Raw genomic sequence first — 18,906 nt, forward strand, 5'->3', positions numbered from 1 at the left:
ATAATTTCTATTTCCATAATTAACCCTTTTTTATAAACAACTCAAATTACATTTTGAATGAAGTTTTTATTTATCAATAAAAAGTTTTCAGAATTATCAGATAATGATCCCTCCATTTTAAATAGTTTAAGATGCACCCTACTTTTAAACAAAAATGTGAAAGAGGTTTATAATCCAGAGGAAGCTGATGCTATCATAATTCAAGAAAATGATTCCTTTAAAAATTATAATTATATAAAAGAATTACTGGCAGATCCAATTATATCAAAGTATCCTGAAAAAGTCTTTACTATCAATACCGATGATAGTGCAACTGGGCTTCTCCGTGGGCTATACACCTGCCTGCCCAAGTCAAGGATAATTGAGGAAATATACACAGCGGTACCTTATGTTCAATTCCCTAATGATATAGTACTCACCGTTGAAATCGACGAAGCAGACCCCAGGTTTTTAGCTGTGTGGAGAGGGAATATAAAGTCTAATAAACTAAGACCTAAACTGGTTGCATCTCTTGAATCAAAAGAACGCTGTCGCATAGAAAAATCATTAAGTTGGATGAAATTTGAAAAGGAAGAGCAGGAAGTATATGTAAACTTAATTAAAAATTCCAAATTTTCAATCTGCCCGGCAGGTTGGGCTTCGGCTACGTATAGAATTTATGAGAGTATGGCGTTGGGAAGATGTCCTGTGATTTTGGCTGATGATTTTGTGCCGCCAAAAGGTCCTGACTGGAATGAGTTTGCACTTTTTTATCCCGAAAAAAAAATAGAGGATCTTTATTCTTTTCTTCTTCAAAACGAACATTTAGCTGAAACCTATGGGAAGAAGGCTTTTCAAGCCTGGCAAAAATACTTTAGTCCTTTTCGTATAAGAAATTATTATGCAGAGGCATTACTTGAGCTCATTGCTTCGACTCCGGAAACTTCAAGAACTAATGAATTTACGAGATGGAAATCTGAAGATTTAATATGGAATAATAAATGGAGCCTTTCACAACGAATTTTGAATAAAATTAAAAATCGTAAAATTTTATTTCATTTTTAGTAGGCTAAGCCAAATTACTTCTTTAAGTATAATATTCATCCTCCAGGCCCTATTAATTTAAGAATGTATAATACAAACAGTTATCTAATAAATTCAATAAAAGGGATAAAAAATCATCTTGAGAAATTACCATATTGGGCCAAGCTGAACTGGTTGTGGCACTGGGGAAAGTTAATTAGCATTACAGGTGCAGGTCAAACAATTGTTCAAATTGTAGGTTTTGTTAGCGGAATTTTAATTATACGACTTTTACCAGTAGAGGAGTATGCTTTTTATACATTAGGTAATACTATCCTTGGTACCATGGTAATTTTAGCTGATGGAGGTATTGCTACAGGAGTGACATCAATTTATGGAAGGGTATGGGAAACTAAGAACGAAGCAGGTAGGGTTGTTATTTCAGGGCTTGAACTGCGAAAGAAATTTGCTTTGTTGAGTTTACTAGTAGGTATACCTATATTATTTTACCTCCTTATACACCACAACGCTTCCTGGCATCTTGCAATGTTGATGATACTTTCATTAATTCCAGCATTTTTCAGCTCTCTTTCCTCCACCATATATCAAATACCACTTCTTTTTCACCAGGAGGTTATTCCCCTTCAAAAAAATCAACTAAAGGTGAATGTTGGGAGATTAATCCTCCTTTTTGCCACAGTGTTGATTTTTCCCTGGGCATTTGTTGCAATATTGGCTGGAGGTATTCCGCAAATTTGGGGAAATTTAAATTTAAAAAAAATATCCATAAATTATCTTGATTGGGGTGCTCAGGCAGATCCGGAAATTAAAAAAAAGATCCTTGTATTTGTAAAGAGAATTCTGCCGGGTTCTATATATTATTGTTTTTCCGGGCAAATTACGCTTTGGCTTATTTCAATTTTTGGTTCTACAGAAAACATTGCACAGTTGGGAGCATTAGGACGATTGGCAATGATATTAACTATCATAGCTGCAGTATTTAATACACTTGCAATTCCCGGATTTGTGAAATTGAAAAATGAAAGGTGGAATTTATTTGTTAAATACAGCCTGATTTTAATGACACTAATGCTTGCCTGTGTTGGAATATTACTATTTTTTACCCTATTTCAATCCCAGGCACTTTGGATTTTAGGAGATGGATACTCTGGTTTAGAATATGAATTGGTTCTATTTATCGCAAGTAGTTGTATTGAACTTTTGGTGGGAATAAGCTTTGCTTTGAATTCAAATAGGGGATGGTTAATAAACCCATATTTAAATATAGTTGTAGGCCTTTTAAGCATTGTAGTAGGGGTTTTAATATTTGATATTTCTTCCCTAAGAGGCATACTATATTTCAAACTATTTACAGCTGTAATAGCCTTTTTATATTTTGTTGGGTATGGCTTTTCAAAAATATCAAGAATAGATAAGGTTTCTATAATCCAGGATTAACTGGATTGTCTTAAAAAATGTTTTTTATCTGGTATAGGTGATTTATTCAATACACATTATCAGGAATACTCCACTCAACATGTAATTCGCTGGGAAAAGAGAAAATCTGCAGCAACATTCATGAATTATTGGGATTATCAATCATTTAAAAAATACAATTTTCAAAACCACCTGGGAAATTTATTGAGTGTCTATTAGATAAAAAATATAGCAATAAACAATTCTATGTTGGTAGAAAAAGTAAGAGAGAAAATTAATAAATTATAATGGCAAGTGTTATATGTACATTATTTGAGGGTGATTACCATTATGGTCTGGCGGCCTTGGCAAATTCGTTGAATTGCCAGGGGTATAAAGGACCAATTTATGCCGGATATAGAGGGGCACTCCCCCCCTGGGCAAATGAGGCTGTGGAAAATACAAAATTTAAATGGAAAGGGAGTAAGACCTTATTGATTACAAAGCAACTTCAACTTCATTTTTTGCCCCTGGAAACAGAGTATCATCTTACGAATTATAAACCAAACTTTCTTTTAAATATCTTAGAAGTATCTCCGGAAACACCTCAAAAATTATTTTATTTTGATCCAGATATTGTATTAGTTTCCCATTGGTCTTTTTTTGAAGAATGGTTAGACTCTTGCGATGTAGGTCTTTTTGAAGATGTTAATTCACCTCTTAGTAAATATCACCCGAGGAGGATAGCCTGGAGAAAATATTATGGTTCCTTTCAGATTCCTTTAATATTTAAGGACCCTACCTATGCCAATGGAGGTTTTGTAGGAGTCACTTCAACAAAGCGCGATTTTCTGGTCACTTGGCAAAACCTTCAGGAACTCATGGCTCCCGCTATTGGAGGGCTAAATAGGTCATCGGTCTCGGGAGATCCTATACAAAAAGAAGCAAATACCCCATATGCTCCATTTATGAAATCAGATCAGGATGCTTTAAATGCTACCGTGGAAGCCTGGGATGGAGTGGTGAGCTTTATTGGAAAAGAGGGAATGGCTCTGGGGCCGGGAGAAGCAATAATTCCACATGCACTGGGAAAGCGCAAACCCTGGCATATAAACCCTGTTTTTCACGCTTTGGCTGGGTATCCACCTACAATAGCTCACAAGGCATACTGGGAGTATTCCAAAGGATTTATTTCTGCACATTCCAGAAGTACCATAGCTTACTATATTTTTAACCAGAGGTTAGCCTCGTTTATTGGGAGATTTTATTGCAGGAACTAATAGGTTCAGGGCTAAAATTAACAGCATTTAGAAAAATTTGAAGAATATTTAAATCCTTTAATTACTAAGATTTAGCGACTATATATATATTCGGAAATGGAGAAGTTATCGATTATACTACCGGTATATAACCAGGAAAATTTCCTTAAGGACACTATTGAAAGTGTTTTAAACCAAAGTTTTAAAAACTTCGAATTTTTAATTTTAGACGATGGCTCAACAGATGGCTCAGCGAATATTATTAATCATTACTCGGCAAAGGATCATAGAATTAAGGCTTTTTTTGAAAAAAATAGCGGTAAATGTGCGGCTACTAATAAATTAGTGGAAATGGCCACCGGCGACCTTTGTGCGTTTATGGATGCAGATGATATTATGATGCCTAAACGATTAGAACAACAATTACAATTTCATACAATGCATCCTCAAATTGCTGCTTCCAGTTCTCATTGTTATTATATAGATGCTAATGGTAATACTATGGGAAATCAAAAATATCCCTTTTTAAGGAATATTGAAGAATGTGAAAGATCATTCCTGCAAAACGAAATTATTCATTGTGCATTCACGGGACTCATGATGAAGAGGAATATTTTTTTGAAAGTTGGTGGGCTGGACCCAAAATTTTGGCCGTGTGAAGATCTTGATCTAGCAAATAAAATTATAGAAAAAGGCCATTTGTTGGTCATAATTCAGGAATTTTTAATGCAATATCGTATTCATGATTCTTCCATTACAGCAAGTAGACAGTGGCATATGTTTGATATGAGTGCATATACTCGTTTTTGTATATCACAGAGAAGGGGTGGTAAACCTATATGTACTTTTAAAGAATTTATTTCCAAACAACATAATATTGGATGGAAACAAAAACTCTGGGAGAACAGTTACCGTCATTCACAAGTTTTGCATAAAAAAGCAGGTTTTGCATTTTACAAAGGTAATTACTGGAGGTTTTTATCTAAGTTTTTATTAGCATTTATTATACGCCCAGATTATATAATTGCCACATTAAGGAATAGATATAATTTTAAATTTAGATGGACCTCTAATGCTTTAAAAGCTGATTAGATGAATATTGCTTTTTGTATTAATAAATTGATGTTTATGGGGTTGGGAGTAACTATTTCTTCTTTATTAAGAAATTGTTCTGACACCCAAAGATTATCTCTTTGGTTTCTATGTTCCAATTTAACTTCTAAAGATAAGAATCGAATTTTGGATTTGCTGGAGGTGGAAAACTATAAAGGAATTTATCATTTTGAAGATTTTGATTCCGTTAAAACATTTGGAAAATTCGCAGCCTTACATGGGGATTGGACAACATATGGGAGATTACTTTTACCGGAAATTGTTGATGAAGATAAAGTATTGTACTTAGATGCAGATTTAGTTGTGGAAGTAGATGTTCTGGAACTTGATTTTTTTAATTTCAATAAATTGCCATTAGCTGCAGTGGGAGGAGGATTTTTTAAATATGCTCTGGGACGAACATTTTACCTTGAGAAATTGGGAATAGATCCTGATTTGGAATATTTTAATGCAGGAGTTGTGCTCTTTAATTTGAAAGAGTGGAGATCCAGCGGTTTAAAGGATGAATGTTTAAAGATTGCGGCTCTTTATCCAAAGGAATTACCTTCCCATGACCAATCCTTACTTAATATTATTTGCATGGGCCAATTTGCTAAACTTCCTGCCAAATTTAACTGTTACTGGATGGCCAATCAAATGAAACCTCAATTAGCCAAAAAGATGATCATGCACTTTGTAGGATCCCCAAAGCCGTGGGATCCCTTCGGGTCAATAATTCATAATGGTCATAGAACCTGGAAAAAATATTTACATAAAACCTGGACAAATAATCTAAATCAAATAAGCTTCTTAACCTTGAGAAGAGCTTATTATTTACGCTATTCTTATGGCCGCTATCTACAAAATAAAATATTTGAAAGTAGATATAAAATCAATGTATCAAAATTTTTTTAGAAGTAAAATGTAATGAAGATCCATTTTATATGCGGATGTTTAGAAAAAGGTCGTGACGGAGTGGGAGATTACACTCGCAATTTAGCAGGTGAATTAATGAAAATTGGACACAAGGTGAGTATAACATCGCTAAATGATTATTTTGTTCCAATAGATTTTTTAAAGGAGGAAACACAGGATCTTATACCTGTATTAAGAGTAAGGTTAGGAAATGCTCGTAAACAACTTTTAATAAATGTACAAAAGAGAATAGAGGAATTTGATCCTGATTGGGTAAGCTTACAATTTGTGCCATTTTCCTTTCACTATAAAGGTTTACCGTGGCGCCTCGCAAAACAATTGGCTATGTTGGGATGTGGTAGAAAGTGGCATATAATGTTTCACGAACTATGGCTGGGAGGGGCACAATCAGACCCTGTAAAATATAAAATTTTAGGAGGCTTACAGAAGAGATTAGTGATGAGGGTACTGGATAAAATTAAGCCTGTAAAAGTATTTACTAATACTTATTTTTATAAAAACCTTCTTGAGAGTAAAGGAGTCAAAGCTGTTGTAGTGCCGGTTTTCAGCAATATTCCTGTGGGCCATTCTGAAAATTCCTTGCTTTTTAACCTCCTGCCAAAGAAAGTTTTAAATAATAGGGAAAGATATATAATCGCCAGTTTTTTTGGTAATGTGGAATTCACAATTGAATTGGAACGTAACCTTCTGAAATTAAAAAGATTAACTCAAATAGAAAATAAGGAATTACTTATCTCTCATATAGGGAATAGTGAAGGAGTAGTAGAACGGTTTCAAGAGTGGGATGACCAATTTGGAATTAAGGCAATTATCTTTGGAATACAGGAGGAACTTTCTATCGCTGCTTATTTTCAAAAAATTGATATTGGCTTAAGTTCGTATCCAAAAATATTATTGGAAAAAAGTGGAAGTATTGCCGCTATGAATCATAATAATTTACCGGTAATTTTACTTAGAAAAAGTTTTGAAAGAGATCCACGTCCCCTTGATTGGGTTAAGGAAATTCATGAAATTTTTCAGCTAAGTAAATTTATATCTTCTGCTAAGTCAAACAAATCTCATTTTGGCATTGAACGTTCTATTGCGGCATATACTCACACCTTCAATCAAAGCCAGGTAAAGAGAATTGAATTATAATTACTTAGATTTTGATTAAATACACTTTACTTTGAATCAGAAATTGCTTTAAATATGCAACCTAAATCATAGATATAGATCAATTTGTTATTAAAGATTGCTCAACAGAAGTTATAAATTTTCCAAATAATAAGGTGATTGTTTTTATACTCCCTTTAATTTGGGGTTATTCGATCGCTATCCCCTACACCCCAACCCTTCAGGTAAATTTAAATTTAAGCTTACCATAAATGAAAATTTTAATTCTTTCTCATTATTTTTTTCCAAGCATTGGTGGCATTGAAGTTACCTCTGAGCTATTTGCAGATCATTTTGCAAAAAAGGGGCATCTTGTTAAGGTACTTACATGGAGTAAAGATCCCACTGCCAAGGTTTTTGGCTATGAGGTCATTCGGGATCCGGGACCAAAAAAGGTGATTAAGGCCTACCTATGGGCTGATATTATATTTGAAAACAACCCTTGCCTCCGGCTTGCATGGCCGGGCCTTTTTATAAGAAAACCCTTTGTAATATCTATCCATACCTGGATCTCCCGAAGTGACGGAAATTTAGGGATTCAAGATAGATTGAAAATATGGAGACTTAAAAGGTCCAGTAAAACAATTGCAGCTAGTAATGCTTTGAAAAGAAAAACGGGACTCGACTCTATAGTAATTCCCAATCCTTACAGAAAAGATCTTTTTAAGATCCTTCCCCAAACACAGAGGGTGAAGCAGTACATATTTCTTGGGCGTCTTGTATCAGATAAAGGTGCAGAAATGGCGATAATGGCTATTGCTCATCTAAAAGAACTACTGTTAACCATAAAACCAGATATACGAATTAATCTTACCATTGTTGGTGAAGGTCCCCAAAGAACTTCATTGGAAAAACTTGTGAAGGAACTACAATTAGAGAGAGAAGTGGAATTTACAGGTACCTTGCTTGGTGAGAAACTTGTATTTTCTCTCAACCAACACAGGTTTATACTTATACCCTCTGTATGGGAAGAACCTTTTGGTTTAATCGCTCTTGAAGGAATGGCTTGTGGCTGTATTCCTATTGCCTCCAACGGTGGAGGTCTTCCAGAGGCGGTTGGTCCCGGGGGTGTACTTTTTCAAAGGGGCGATATGGGAGATCTGGTAAATCATATGCAAAAACTTTTACAGGATCCCCTGCAGGAAGCCAAATGTAGAAATGCTGCACCAGCCCATCTTGCCGCGCATCATTCTAGCTTTATAGCAGAACGATACCTGGATGTTTTAACCAAGGCAGTTAATGCCTGACGATTTTTTAGATTACTTAAGGTGAAACTACTTCTTTCACATCCAACAGCCAATGCCAATGTAAGGGCAATTGCCATGGGAATGGCCAGAGAGAATATCTTATCAGATTTTTACACTTCAACTGCTCTTTTTCCTTCAAGCTTTTTGTATAAAGTGGGTGGTTTTTCCTTATTAACTAATTTGAGAAAAAGAAGTTTTGACCCAAAATTAAAATCTCATATACATCAATGGCCATGGAGAGAATTGGGAAAGGTTATAGCCTCCGGTATTGGGATAGATAAATTAACAAGGCATGAAAAGGGAATTTTTTGCATTGATAAAGTCTATGAATCTTTAGATAAAAAGGTCTCCTCACATTTAAAGTCAAAAAATATAAAAGCGGTTTATGCCTATGAAGATGGAGCACTTCACACCTTTAAAGCCGCAAAGGAACTTGGGATTACCTGTATCTATGACCTGCCAATTGCTTACTGGGAAACTGGAAGAAAGTTACTGCAGGAGGAGGCTGGGCGATTACCAACTTGGGCAATTACTTTAGGAGGTGGAATACAGGATAGTGAAGAAAAACTGGAACGGAAAACCAGGGAGTTGGAACTGGCAGATGTGGTAATAGGTCCTGGAGATTTTGTAATGAATTCTCTACCCGCCTGGGCAAAGACCAAAAAATTAATTGTTTCTCCATTTGGTTCCCCTGAACCTCCAAATATTCGGGTTTTTGGTAATAAAAATTTTGAAAAACCTTTGCGTATACTCTTTGTAGGGTCTATGGGTCAAAGAAAAGGTTTGGGAGATTTATTTACAGCTATGAAAATGCTGAAAAATGAGAATGTGGAACTGGTTGTGTTGGGATCGTTATTAGCCCCTATGGAATTTTATAAAAGCGAACTTCCAAATTTTATTTATGAACCCTGTAGACCTCACAGTGAAGTTCTCAAACTGATGCAAACCTGTGACATATTTTGCCTGCCCTCAATAGTTGAAGGTAGGGCTTTGGTGATGCAGGAGGCAATGAGTCAGGGATTACCGCTCATAATTACTCCTAATACAGGTGGTGAAGATCTTATTATTGAGAACGAAACAGGTTTTCTAATTCCTATTCGCAGGCCTGAGGCAATTGCCGAAAAAATAATGTGGTTTGTTAATAACAGAAGTAGCGCTGAAGAAATGGGATATAAGGCAAGATGTTGGGCTGAAAATTACACCTGGAAAAAATATAGTGAAAAAATTGTAAAGGAAATATTGGTCTATTTAGGGGCAGTAGAAAATAATTATATGCAGGAAAGGAAATAAAGATGGCTGCAACATACGCATTACATACCGAAAATTTACAGGAGACATCACTACTTTTTTTGAAAAGGGGGATATGGTTATATTTTTTTCTTTTGATTTTTGAAGGAGCCCTAAGGAAATGGTTCTTACCAGGTCTGGCAGATCCTTTGTTGTTAATAAGAGATCCTTTGGCTATTTTTCTTCTCTTTCAATCTGTTCAAAAAAATTTATGGCACCCGGGAATTTTTGAAAAAATCATGTGGGGTCTCACTATACTTGCCCTTATTACTACCCTTCTTATAGGTCATGGAAACTTAACAGTTGCTGCATTTGGGTTGAGAATCACCTTAATTCATTTCCCTCTTATTTTTTTGATTGGCACCTTATTTAACAAAGGCGATGTAATAGAGATTGGGAAAATACTATTGTGGATAAATATTGCAATGACAGTTTTAGTTGCAATTCAATTTTACAGTCCCCAATCGGCCTGGGTCAATCTTGGTATAGGTGGAAACCTAGAAGGATCGGGTTTTAGTGGGGCTGCTGGATTTTACCGGGTCCCGGGTACTTTCTCCTTTACCAATGGACTTGCACTTTTTTATGGACTAGCAGCAGCGTTTATTTTTTATTTCTGGCTGGAGGAAGAAAAAAAACAGGTGTCAAAAATTTTACTTATCGTATCAACCCTGGCACTTTTATCTGCTATTCCGTTAAGTGTAAGCCGCACAGTATTATTTCAAATCATGTTGACATTCATTTTTATGGTGAAAATTTCAGGGAATAATATCAGAATACTTCCAAAAATAGGAATTGTGGTTTTAGCCATTGGCCTAATGTTTACAATAATGAAGGATATCTCATTCTTCCAAACAGCAAGCACTGTATTTACAGAGCGTTTTACTGTAGCGAATAAAGTAGAAGGGGGAATGGAGGGGGTATTTGTTGACCGGTTCTTGGGCGGAATGTACAGTGCTATTACAGACGAATCTTTTTCGTTTTGGGGAATGGGGTTGGGAATGGGGACTAATGCTGGTACAAAATTACTTACTGGCACTAATGATATTTATTTAATATCAGAGGGAGAGTGGGGTAGACTTGTTGGAGAAATGGGTGTAATTATAGGATTTAGTGTAATCTTAATAAGGATTAGCCTGGTTTTACATTTACTGAAAAAGGCCTGGGGAACAATTGGTAATGGGAATGTTCTTCCGTGGATGTTATTGAGCTTTGGAATGATTCTTATATTACAGGGTCAATGGTCCCAACCTACAAATTTAGGATTTAGTGTTTTAACAGGGGGATTGATTATCGCATCGTTAAAAAATAATGAAGGCTGAATTTTGCTTATAAATTAAATTTTCCATTGCCTAAATTCAATTGAAATGAAAATTATATTAATAGGTAATTATCCCGGAGACAGGCAGGAAAGTATGTTCCGGTATTTAAACGCACTCAAAGATAATTTAATAAGAAATGAAGTGCAGGTGGGAATAATCCAACCGGGTTCATTTTTTGTGCCTCCAAATAAAATTACTACCAGTGGTTTGCTAAAATGGTTGGGCTATATTGATAAATATGTGGTGTTTCCCATTGTTTTAAAAATGAGAGTGATGAAGGAATTGAGAAAGGAAAAGGAGGATGTTTTCTTTCACATCTGCGATCATTCCAATTCTATGTACCTTAAAGTGCTTCCAAAAAATTTAAGTGGCATTACCTGTCACGATGTTTTAGCTATTCAGGGAGCACTGGGCTTTGACGAAGCTTATTGTAAAGCAACCAGAACCGGAAAGATTCTTCAAGCCTGGATTTTAAGTAATTTAAAAAAGGCAAGAAAATTAGCTACAGTATCTCACAATACGATGAAACATTTGACCGAACTATGTGAAGTTGAAAATGGAACAAACTCCAATTGGAAAGTAATTCATAATTCTTTCAATTCGAAATTTTGGCCAATGGATGAAAGCGAAAGCAGAAAATTATTGAAAACTCTTAATTTTCCAAAAGGTCAGTTTATACTACATGTAGGATCAGGACTTCCAAGAAAGAATAGAAGTTTGCTTTTAAAAATGGTCAAAGAATTGGGTAATAGATGGAAAGGATATATATGTTTTGCAGGCGACCCACTTGATGAAGATTTCACAAAGAATGTGAAAAATTATGGTATTTTGGACCGCGTAAAATCAGTGCCCAGACCAGATCATCCAACACTAGTTGCATTATATAGTTCATGTGAGGCTTTCATTTTTCCCTCTTTTTCTGAAGGATTTGGTTGGCCATTAATAGAAGCACAGGCTTGTGGGGCGCCGGTAATAGCTAGTTCTATTTCAACTTTACAAGAAGTAGGAGGAGAGGCAGCTATTTATGCAAATCCATATAAACCGGAGGATTTTGCCAAGGGTTTTATTAGGTTAAACAAAAAGGAAAAAAAGAAAGAACTCATAACTCTTGGCTTTGAGAACTGTAAACGGTTTGATAGCCAAAAACTTACCAAAGATTTTATTAAACTTTATCAGAGTTGATTTTTGGTTATGGATAAAATAAAAAAAGTTCTAATTTTTTTCTTACCCTGGTCTTTAAGGCGTAGAGCATTGATAAAATGGTTTGGGTATGACCTACACCCTAGCAGCAGACTCGGATTTTGCTGGGTATTTCCACGGAAATTGATAATGAAAGCCTATTCCCGAATAGACCACTTTACTGTCGCAATTCATTTAGACAGAATAGAGATGGAGGAAAATTCAAGTATTGGTCGCAGTAACTGGATAACAGGTTTTCCGTCCGGAACCTCCAGCAGGCATTTTCAACATCAAACTACACGCAATTCTGTTTTAATTTTAGGAAGTAATAGCTCGATTACAAAACATCATCATCTGGATTGTACAAATTTATTAAAGATTGGGAAGTTTTCTACTATAGCTGGTTATCACACACAAATCCTAACCCATTCTCTAGATCTTCTTGAAAACATTCAGGATAGCAAACCTATAATAATAGGGGATTATACTTTTATTGGAACTAATACGGTTATTTTAGGTGGTTCTATTTTACCCAACCACTGCGTTCTGGGAGCGAAATCACTTCTTAATAAGGCTTTTCATGAAAATTGGAAGTTATATGGTGGAGTTCCAGCTCAACCCGTGAGGGATATTCCTAAATCTGCAAAGTATTTTTCCAGACTAGAAGGCTTCGTTTACTAAAGGCCTTTTTATAAAACTAACTGATTAATTATTCACATTCTAATAATTGGCTTAGTTGAAATAACAACTTTCTTCCAATTGGGGGAGAGGCAAATGAAAAACGATGAAAGTAGTTCATTTCATAGGTTCCATAGATAAAAATTCCGGAGGAACTGCAATCTATATTCAGTTATTGTCTGCAGAACTGATTAAGTATGCAGACCTGGTAGTGGTTACAGCAAAAACTTCAAATCCTTTGGAATTAAAAGGGGTTAAAGTGTATGACCTAAATTTAGGATTGTCAAGGTGGTGGTTTCTTAAAAAAGATTTTAAGAATATATTATTAAATGAAAAACCAGATGTAGTTCACATTAATGGAATATGGGATCCTCAAAACTGGCTATTTCAGCAGGCATGTATTGAACAAAATATAAAGGTTCTTTTATCTCCTCACGGTATGTTGGAGCCATATATTCTTAAAAAAAATTCTTTAAAAAAGAAGTTAGCTCTCGCTTTGTATCAAAAGAAAGCAATTCAATCTGCAAATTATTTACATGCTACAGCTTATGCTGAGTTAAAGCAAATAAGAAGATTGGGTTTTTCCTCTCCGGCAAAGATAATCCCAAATGGAATAGATATTTGTGAAGTAATATCAAAGAACGAAATTGAATCTCCAGAAAATGAAAATAATATTCTTTTCTTATCTCGAATACATCCCAAAAAAGGTATTGAAATTTTAATCAAGTCTATTAGCTGCCTTAATGATCCAAACTTGAAAATTACCATAGCAGGGGAGGGAGAAGATGTTTATATAGAGCAGCTCAAAAATCTTTGTATCGAAAAAGAAGTAGATCACCTTTTCGATTTCGTGGGTGGAGTTTACGGGAAACAGAAATGGAAACTTTATGCCGAGGCAGATTTTTTTGTTCTGCCAACATACAGTGAAAATTTTGGAATCGTAATAATTGAAGCACTGGCGGCAGGAGTACCAGTGATCACAACCCAAGGGACACCATGGGAAGAATTAGTGGCGAATAATTGTGGTTGGTGGATTGATTTGAGTGTCCCTAATTTGACAGATACCATCAAAGAAGCATTGGCTTTATCTCAAAAAGAAAGAATCAAGATGAGAGAAAATGGAATACGGTTAGTTAAAAAAAAATATCAAATCAAGGCTGTAGCTCAGAACACATTTGATTTCTATAAAAATATAGTGTCAAAACAGATTGGGGTTTACTCATATTAAAAATAATTAAACATGTTGGTAGCTAAAAATTCAAAAAAGGGTAAAGTTGATTTATCAACGTATAATTCAGATTTTGGTACTGTCAATAAAATTTTGAGAATTGTATGGAACATTTGTTATTGGATTTTATTTCGACCATTTAACCTTAATTTTTTTAGGGGTTATCGAGCATTTATTTTAAAAATGTTTGGTGCTAAAGTTGGATATAAAGCAAACATCTATGCCAGTGTAAAAATTTGGGCTCCCTGGAATCTGTCGATAGGTGATTACTCTAGTATGGGCCCAGGGGTCGATTGTTATAATCAGGGGAAAATAAGCATTGGTAACAATACTGTAATTTCTCAAAAGACCTATCTCTGTGCATCCAGCCACGATTTTACCAAATCCAACTTTCCACTAATTCGTAAATATGTTAATATTGGAAGCCAGGTTTGGGTGGCAGCAGATTCTTTTATTGCTCCAGGAGTATCAATAGGAGAAGGCTCTGTTGTAGGAGCAAGAAGTGCAGTGTTTAAAAATGTTGGTATCTGGGAAGTGGTGGGAGGAAATCCGGCTTCCTTTATTAAGGAACGCCAAATAACGGAATAAGTTAATTTTTTCTTGTGATAAAAAATTAAAGAATGGTTTCAGTTATTATTCTCACTAAAAATGAAGAGAAAGATTTACCAAAGTGTCTTTCATTTTTATCATGGGCAGATGATATTCATGTTCTCGATTCTGGTAGTACAGATGATACCGTGAAAATTGCCCGGGAATATGGGGCGGAAGTAAGTTTTAACAAGTTCATCAGCTTTGGGCAGCAAAGGAATTATGCCCTGGAAAATTTGAATTTTAAATATAACTGGATTTTATTCCTGGATGCAGATGAGGTAGTTACTCTAAAATTTAAACAGGACATGATACAATCTATTGCAAATGCAGGAGTGGAAGTTGCAGGGTTTTATTGTTGCTGGAAAATGATGTTGGAAGACAGGTGGCTAAAACGCTGCGATAATTTCCCTAAATGGCAATTTAGGATCTTACGCCTGGGCAGAGCAAAATTTACAGATTTTGGCCACGGCCAAAAGGAAGGAAAAGTGGAAGGGAAAATAGAGTATATAAAGGAACCTTATTTACATTATAGTTTTTCCAAAGGGTGGACGCAGTGGATTGAAAGACATAATAAATATTCTTCCCTTGAAGCACGAGACAGAATTGAAAAAAAACCACCTTTTAAAGAAATATTCTCAGGTAATTCCAGTAAACGAAATCCTGCTCTAAAATCCAGGTTAAGTGATATTCCGGGATGGCCATTTTTAAGATTTCTACATGCCTATATTTTAAATGGCGGATTTTTGGAAGGTAAACCGGGTTTCATTTACTGCACCAATATGGCTTATCACGAGTTTTTAATTTCCATTAAAATGAGGGAATTAAGAAAACAGCCCTTCAAAGAAAACCTATATAAGAATGTTCTAAAGAAACCAATAACCTATTAAATAAATATTTAGCTATACATATTTTTATTTTAACCTTCTGAATGTTAAAGTTTTATATTAATTTTTTGTTTTATTTCACTTTTGTAAAAAAGTGAGTATATTGTATCTGCATTCTTCCCTAAGAAGGCAGTGGCTACACTTCCCTACTCATAGCCTGTCAATTTACCCCGCTTATAAATATTATCCTGGCCTATTGAACCCTAAAAAATAGACCCTCCCTCCCCATTAATCTTGTATTTTCTGCAAGATTAAATACCCCACTTTAAAGGCGCCCTACATTTTTGTGACTTATTTTATGGAAGCACTTTACTGCTTGCCTATAAGCAGTTTGATTTGTTCTAAATTTTTTAAAATTATATGTTATGAAACGTGCATCTTTTCTCCTTTCGCTTGCCGTGCTGGCCCACTTGTCTGTGGTAGATATGGTTTATTATTTTTTAGGTTCCTCGATATCTGTGAATTTTATTGCTATTCTCACATATAATATTGTTTGGGTAGTGGTAGCTATGATGGTAGGAAACCAGGTTTTCAACCAACCCAGAAGTTAAAGTAAACAATAAGTTTTTCCCTTTTAATATATATATAAAACATTGGCTTATGAAGGTGTCCATCGTCACTATAGTCTATAACCGTGCACACTGTATAGCACATTGCATAGAATCTGTGCTAAACCAAACCTACGAGGATATAGAACATGTAATTATAGACGGCGGCTCAACAGATGGAACGGTTGAAATAATTGGAAATTATAGAGATAAATTAGGATATTTTATTTCTGAAAAAGATAAAGGTATATTTGATGCACTTAATAAAGGAATTAAACAGGCTACAGGAGATATTATAGGGATTCTCAATTCTGATGATTTTTTCTGCCATACTGATACTATAGCTAAAGTTGTAAATGGATTTTTATCTTCCGGAGCAGACCTGGTTTACGCAAAAGGTTTGTTTGTAGATAAAGAAAACCCATCTAAAATCAAACGTATTTATCCATCAGGGCCTTTCAACAAGCAAAATTTGAGATTTGGATGGATACCACTTCATACCACCATTTTTGTACGTAAAGAAATCTTTTGCAGATTTGGGGTGTATAGGTCTGGTTATTCCATAGCCAGTGATTATGAAATCTCCCTTCGATGGTTTCAGAATGATGAGATTAAAAAGTTTTTCCTGGATGAGTGGGTTGTTAAAATGCGCCTTGGGGGCTTAAGCACTTCTGCCAAACTTCAATTAAAGAAATCAAAAGAAGATCTTCGTATTATTAGACTCAATCAGCTAAACGGCATTTTTACTCTTGCTTGTAAAATTGGTAGAAAAGTACCTCAATATATCATTCCACAAATTCCCGGATTTTACAAATCCATCAAAGTGTAATTAAATTTTATAAATTTTTATAACGATCGAATTATAATGAAATGGTCGCGGTTCATAATGCCAATTTCCCTGGTAGCCCATTTGGCGACTATTAATTTTACTTTGTATTTGTTAACCCCTCATACATATCTTAATCTATGGGCTATATTATGGTATAATTTATCATGGTTCTTTATTTCCCTGGGTTTAAACTTTTATTCGGTTGAAAGGAAAGAGCGTTTTAGAACCTCGTTTCATAAATTTTTCCAACATTACTTCATTTTCGCCATGGCCTATTTTACGTTTTTTGCCTTTATGAGATTTGATTTTTCCATTCGTTACCAATTATTTGTTTTATGCTTTCTATTGTTTCTTTTGATTTTCTACAGATGGTTCTTTTTTTCTTTAAGAAAATTGTATCGCCTGGAAGGAGGTAATTATGTGAATGTAGTGGTGGTTGGAGAAGACCGAAATATAAAGGTGATCCAAAAGATCTTTGAAGAACCCGATTTTGGGTACCGGTATAAAGGATTTTTTGGAAATTCAACATCATCAAAAACCAAGTATCTGGGAAAGGTTGAGGCCTGTTATGACTATATTCTAGAAAATAGCATTGATGAAATTTACTGTATGGTATCACAGCTTTCCAGCTGTGAGCTTAATCAATTAATAGATTTTGCCGATAATAACTTAAAACGATTAATGCTGGTACCAGACAATAAGGAAATCTTCACCCGGGCTATGGGAGTGGAATTATTTGGAACTGTTCCGGTATTAAACCTAAGAAAATCACCCCTTGAAAAAAATTATGCAAAGTATGGTAAACGTGTTTTTGATGTTATTTTTTCCTTATTTGTTCTAGTTTTTATCCTATCCTGGCTAGTCCCGTTGTTATTTATAATTACCAGGACAGAATCTAGAGATCCACTTTTTTTCAGGCAACTTCGTCATGGGTTTAATAAAAAACCATTCTACTGTTACAAATTCAGGTCCATGGTGAATAATTCGCTGGCCCATACCCGTATTTGCACTGTGAACGATTCCCGGGTTACCAGGATTGGAAAGATTTTAAGGAGAACAAGTATAGACGAACTTCCGCAGTTTATTAATGTCCTGTTAGGTCAAATGAGTGTTGTTGGGCCACGGCCTCATATGGAAACTCATACCTATGAGTATGAAAGATCTGTGAATAAATATCTTGTACGGCATTTTGCTAAACCCGGGATTACTGGGTTGGCTCAAATTAAAGGATACCGGGGTGAGATTGTAAAACCTTCAGATATTATTAACCGCACAAGATTTGATATTTTTTACCTCGAAAAATGGACCCCCCTATTGGACCTTAAAATAATCTATTATACCATGTATAATGCGGTTAAAGGTGACGAAAAAGCTTTCTAAGCTCAGGGTTTTATACTCATCCTACACAAACTTTCTCAATATTAATCACAATTCTTGACTTATGACTTTAAAGAAATTTTCCAAACAAATAGTGCTGTTAATCCTGATTATACTCATAACCCCCTCCTGTATATCCCGTAAAGAAATGGTTTATTTTCAGGATATTGAACAATTACGAAAAAGTGAAGTCAGAAGATCCGGCAATAACCTGGAGATACAACCAGATGATGTTTTAACCATTCGGGTATCTGCGCCCGAGCAGGAGGCTGCTCTTCCCTTTAACCTAACCAAATCCATAGTATCACAGGAAAGAATAATGGGGGACGTAGAACTTGAAACTTATCTGGTATCGAACGAGGGAACCATAGAATTTCCCGTCATAGGTACAATGGAAGTTAAAGGTTTAACAAATATTGAATTGGCAAAAAAGATACAAAATGAAGTAAGGGAATATGTAAAAGATCCTATAGTTAATGTGAGGATCCTTAATTTTCAAATAAGTGTTTTAGGGGAAGTAAATAATCCGGGAACATTCTTTATTGACGATGATCACATTACATTATCCAAAGCACTTTCGATGGCCGGTGATCTAACCATATTTGGCAAAAGGAACAATATATTGGTAATGGGGGACTATGATGGGCAAAAAACATATGCATATCTGGATTTCACCAATGCAAATGTTGTGAATTCCCCTCACTATAATCTAAGACAAAACGATGTTATTTACGTTGAACCGAGAGGGACCAGGAGGCAGACTGCAGGTTCAACGGGGCTTGCGGCAACCTATCTCTCTATTATTTCTGTAGCGGCATCACTAATAGTATTAATAACAAGGTAATTATGACTTCACAAAGCAATTTTTCAGGTAAATCT

At 35.2% G+C, this 18,906-nt stretch carries 18 protein-coding genes; all 18 read left to right on the top strand.

The window, feature by feature from the left end; translation table 11 throughout:
* The first annotated feature begins 57 nt into the window (after nt 1-57).
* The 18 genes from FHG64_RS00440 (at nt 58) to FHG64_RS00525 (ending at nt 18,871) form a co-directional block, all read left to right on the top strand.
* Nucleotides 58-1,044, top strand: a complete 987-nt coding sequence (locus FHG64_RS00440; RefSeq protein ID WP_139064600.1) for an exostosin domain-containing protein — start codon at nt 58-60, stop codon at nt 1,042-1,044.
* 63 nt (nt 1,045-1,107) lie between these two features.
* Nucleotides 1,108-2,460 carry an MATE family efflux transporter gene (locus tag FHG64_RS00445; RefSeq protein WP_139064601.1) on the top strand — a complete coding sequence of 451 codons (1,353 nt, stop codon included), beginning with the start codon at nt 1,108-1,110 and terminating at the stop codon, nt 2,458-2,460.
* A gap of 266 nt (nt 2,461-2,726) precedes the next feature.
* Nucleotides 2,727-3,698 (top strand): hypothetical protein, encoded by a 972-nt coding sequence (locus FHG64_RS00450; RefSeq protein WP_139064602.1) that lies wholly within the window; start codon nt 2,727-2,729, stop codon nt 3,696-3,698.
* Between the two features lie 96 nt (nt 3,699-3,794).
* Entirely contained in the window at nt 3,795-4,769 is a 975-nt protein-coding gene (locus tag FHG64_RS00455) for a glycosyltransferase family 2 protein (RefSeq protein ID WP_139064603.1), read from the top strand.
* Nucleotides 4,770-5,684: a glycosyltransferase family 8 protein gene (locus FHG64_RS00460; RefSeq protein WP_139064604.1), complete on the top strand. Its 915-nt coding sequence runs from the start codon at nt 4,770-4,772 to the stop codon at nt 5,682-5,684.
* A 12-nt stretch (nt 5,685-5,696) separates the two neighbouring features.
* Complete coding sequence (locus FHG64_RS00465) at nt 5,697-6,842, top strand: glycosyltransferase family 4 protein (RefSeq protein WP_139064605.1); 1,146 nt, start codon at nt 5,697-5,699, stop codon at nt 6,840-6,842.
* 230 nt (nt 6,843-7,072) lie between these two features.
* The gene (locus tag FHG64_RS00470) at nt 7,073-8,107 is read left to right on the top strand and encodes a glycosyltransferase family 4 protein (protein WP_139064606.1); all 1,035 of its coding nucleotides are present in this window, start codon (nt 7,073-7,075) and stop codon (nt 8,105-8,107) included.
* Nucleotides 8,108-8,128: 21 nt separating this feature from the next.
* Nucleotides 8,129-9,397, top strand: a complete 1,269-nt coding sequence (locus FHG64_RS00475) for a glycosyltransferase family 4 protein (protein ID WP_139064607.1) — start codon at nt 8,129-8,131, stop codon at nt 9,395-9,397.
* A gap of 167 nt (nt 9,398-9,564) precedes the next feature.
* Nucleotides 9,565-10,713, top strand: coding sequence for a hypothetical protein (locus FHG64_RS00480; RefSeq protein ID WP_246054223.1), 1,149 nt, complete (start codon nt 9,565-9,567; stop codon nt 10,711-10,713).
* 45 nt (nt 10,714-10,758) lie between these two features.
* Complete coding sequence (locus FHG64_RS00485) at nt 10,759-11,895, top strand: glycosyltransferase family 4 protein (RefSeq protein WP_139064609.1); 1,137 nt, start codon at nt 10,759-10,761, stop codon at nt 11,893-11,895.
* 147 nt (nt 11,896-12,042) lie between these two features.
* Nucleotides 12,043-12,573 (top strand): acyltransferase, encoded by a 531-nt coding sequence (locus FHG64_RS00490; RefSeq protein ID WP_246054224.1) that lies wholly within the window; start codon nt 12,043-12,045, stop codon nt 12,571-12,573.
* Between the two features lie 103 nt (nt 12,574-12,676).
* Entirely contained in the window at nt 12,677-13,798 is a 1,122-nt protein-coding gene (locus FHG64_RS00495; protein ID WP_139064611.1) for a glycosyltransferase, read from the top strand.
* A gap of 12 nt (nt 13,799-13,810) precedes the next feature.
* Nucleotides 13,811-14,386 carry an LbetaH domain-containing protein gene (locus FHG64_RS00500; RefSeq protein WP_139064612.1) on the top strand — a complete coding sequence of 192 codons (576 nt, stop codon included), beginning with the start codon at nt 13,811-13,813 and terminating at the stop codon, nt 14,384-14,386.
* 32 nt (nt 14,387-14,418) lie between these two features.
* Nucleotides 14,419-15,276: a glycosyltransferase family 2 protein gene (locus tag FHG64_RS00505; protein ID WP_139064613.1), complete on the top strand. Its 858-nt coding sequence runs from the start codon at nt 14,419-14,421 to the stop codon at nt 15,274-15,276.
* Nucleotides 15,277-15,638: 362 nt separating this feature from the next.
* Complete coding sequence (locus FHG64_RS00510; protein ID WP_139064614.1) at nt 15,639-15,824, top strand: hypothetical protein; 186 nt, start codon at nt 15,639-15,641, stop codon at nt 15,822-15,824.
* Between the two features lie 49 nt (nt 15,825-15,873).
* The gene (locus FHG64_RS00515) at nt 15,874-16,650 is read left to right on the top strand and encodes a glycosyltransferase family 2 protein (protein ID WP_139064615.1); all 777 of its coding nucleotides are present in this window, start codon (nt 15,874-15,876) and stop codon (nt 16,648-16,650) included.
* Between the two features lie 57 nt (nt 16,651-16,707).
* Nucleotides 16,708-18,030 carry an exopolysaccharide biosynthesis polyprenyl glycosylphosphotransferase gene (locus FHG64_RS00520; protein ID WP_246054225.1) on the top strand — a complete coding sequence of 441 codons (1,323 nt, stop codon included), beginning with the start codon at nt 16,708-16,710 and terminating at the stop codon, nt 18,028-18,030.
* A 61-nt stretch (nt 18,031-18,091) separates the two neighbouring features.
* Complete coding sequence (locus FHG64_RS00525) at nt 18,092-18,871, top strand: polysaccharide biosynthesis/export family protein (RefSeq protein ID WP_139064617.1); 780 nt, start codon at nt 18,092-18,094, stop codon at nt 18,869-18,871.
* Nucleotides 18,872-18,906: the final 35 nt, after the last annotated feature.

It is taken from the genome of Antarcticibacterium flavum, assembly GCF_006159205.1.
Classification (GTDB): Bacteria; Bacteroidota; Bacteroidia; order Flavobacteriales; family Flavobacteriaceae; genus Gillisia; species Gillisia flava.

Excerpts from the sequence above, each read along its gene's own strand:
- FHG64_RS00450 (WP_139064602.1), top strand. The coding sequence starts at position 2,727 with ATGGCAAGTGTTATATGTACATTATTTGAGGGTGATTACCATTATGGT.
- FHG64_RS00440 (WP_139064600.1), top strand. The coding sequence starts at position 58 with ATGAAGTTTTTATTTATCAATAAAAAGTTTTCAGAATTATCAGATAAT.
- FHG64_RS00500 (WP_139064612.1), top strand. The coding sequence starts at position 13,811 with ATGTTGGTAGCTAAAAATTCAAAAAAGGGTAAAGTTGATTTATCAACG.
- FHG64_RS00465 (WP_139064605.1), top strand. The coding sequence starts at position 5,697 with ATGAAGATCCATTTTATATGCGGATGTTTAGAAAAAGGTCGTGACGGA.
- FHG64_RS00455 (WP_139064603.1), top strand. The coding sequence starts at position 3,795 with ATGGAGAAGTTATCGATTATACTACCGGTATATAACCAGGAAAATTTC.
- FHG64_RS00490 (WP_246054224.1), top strand. The coding sequence starts at position 12,043 with ATGAAAGCCTATTCCCGAATAGACCACTTTACTGTCGCAATTCATTTA.
- FHG64_RS00515 (WP_139064615.1), top strand. The coding sequence starts at position 15,874 with ATGAAGGTGTCCATCGTCACTATAGTCTATAACCGTGCACACTGTATA.
- FHG64_RS00460 (WP_139064604.1), top strand. The coding sequence starts at position 4,770 with ATGAATATTGCTTTTTGTATTAATAAATTGATGTTTATGGGGTTGGGA.
- FHG64_RS00505 (WP_139064613.1), top strand. The coding sequence starts at position 14,419 with ATGGTTTCAGTTATTATTCTCACTAAAAATGAAGAGAAAGATTTACCA.
- FHG64_RS00520 (WP_246054225.1), top strand. The coding sequence starts at position 16,708 with ATGCCAATTTCCCTGGTAGCCCATTTGGCGACTATTAATTTTACTTTG.
- FHG64_RS00525 (WP_139064617.1), top strand. The coding sequence starts at position 18,092 with ATGACTTTAAAGAAATTTTCCAAACAAATAGTGCTGTTAATCCTGATT.
- FHG64_RS00485 (WP_139064609.1), top strand. The coding sequence starts at position 10,759 with ATGAAAATTATATTAATAGGTAATTATCCCGGAGACAGGCAGGAAAGT.
- FHG64_RS00470 (WP_139064606.1), top strand. The coding sequence starts at position 7,073 with ATGAAAATTTTAATTCTTTCTCATTATTTTTTTCCAAGCATTGGTGGC.
- FHG64_RS00445 (WP_139064601.1), top strand. The coding sequence starts at position 1,108 with ATGTATAATACAAACAGTTATCTAATAAATTCAATAAAAGGGATAAAA.
- FHG64_RS00510 (WP_139064614.1), top strand. The coding sequence starts at position 15,639 with ATGAAACGTGCATCTTTTCTCCTTTCGCTTGCCGTGCTGGCCCACTTG.
- FHG64_RS00495 (WP_139064611.1), top strand. The coding sequence starts at position 12,677 with ATGAAAGTAGTTCATTTCATAGGTTCCATAGATAAAAATTCCGGAGGA.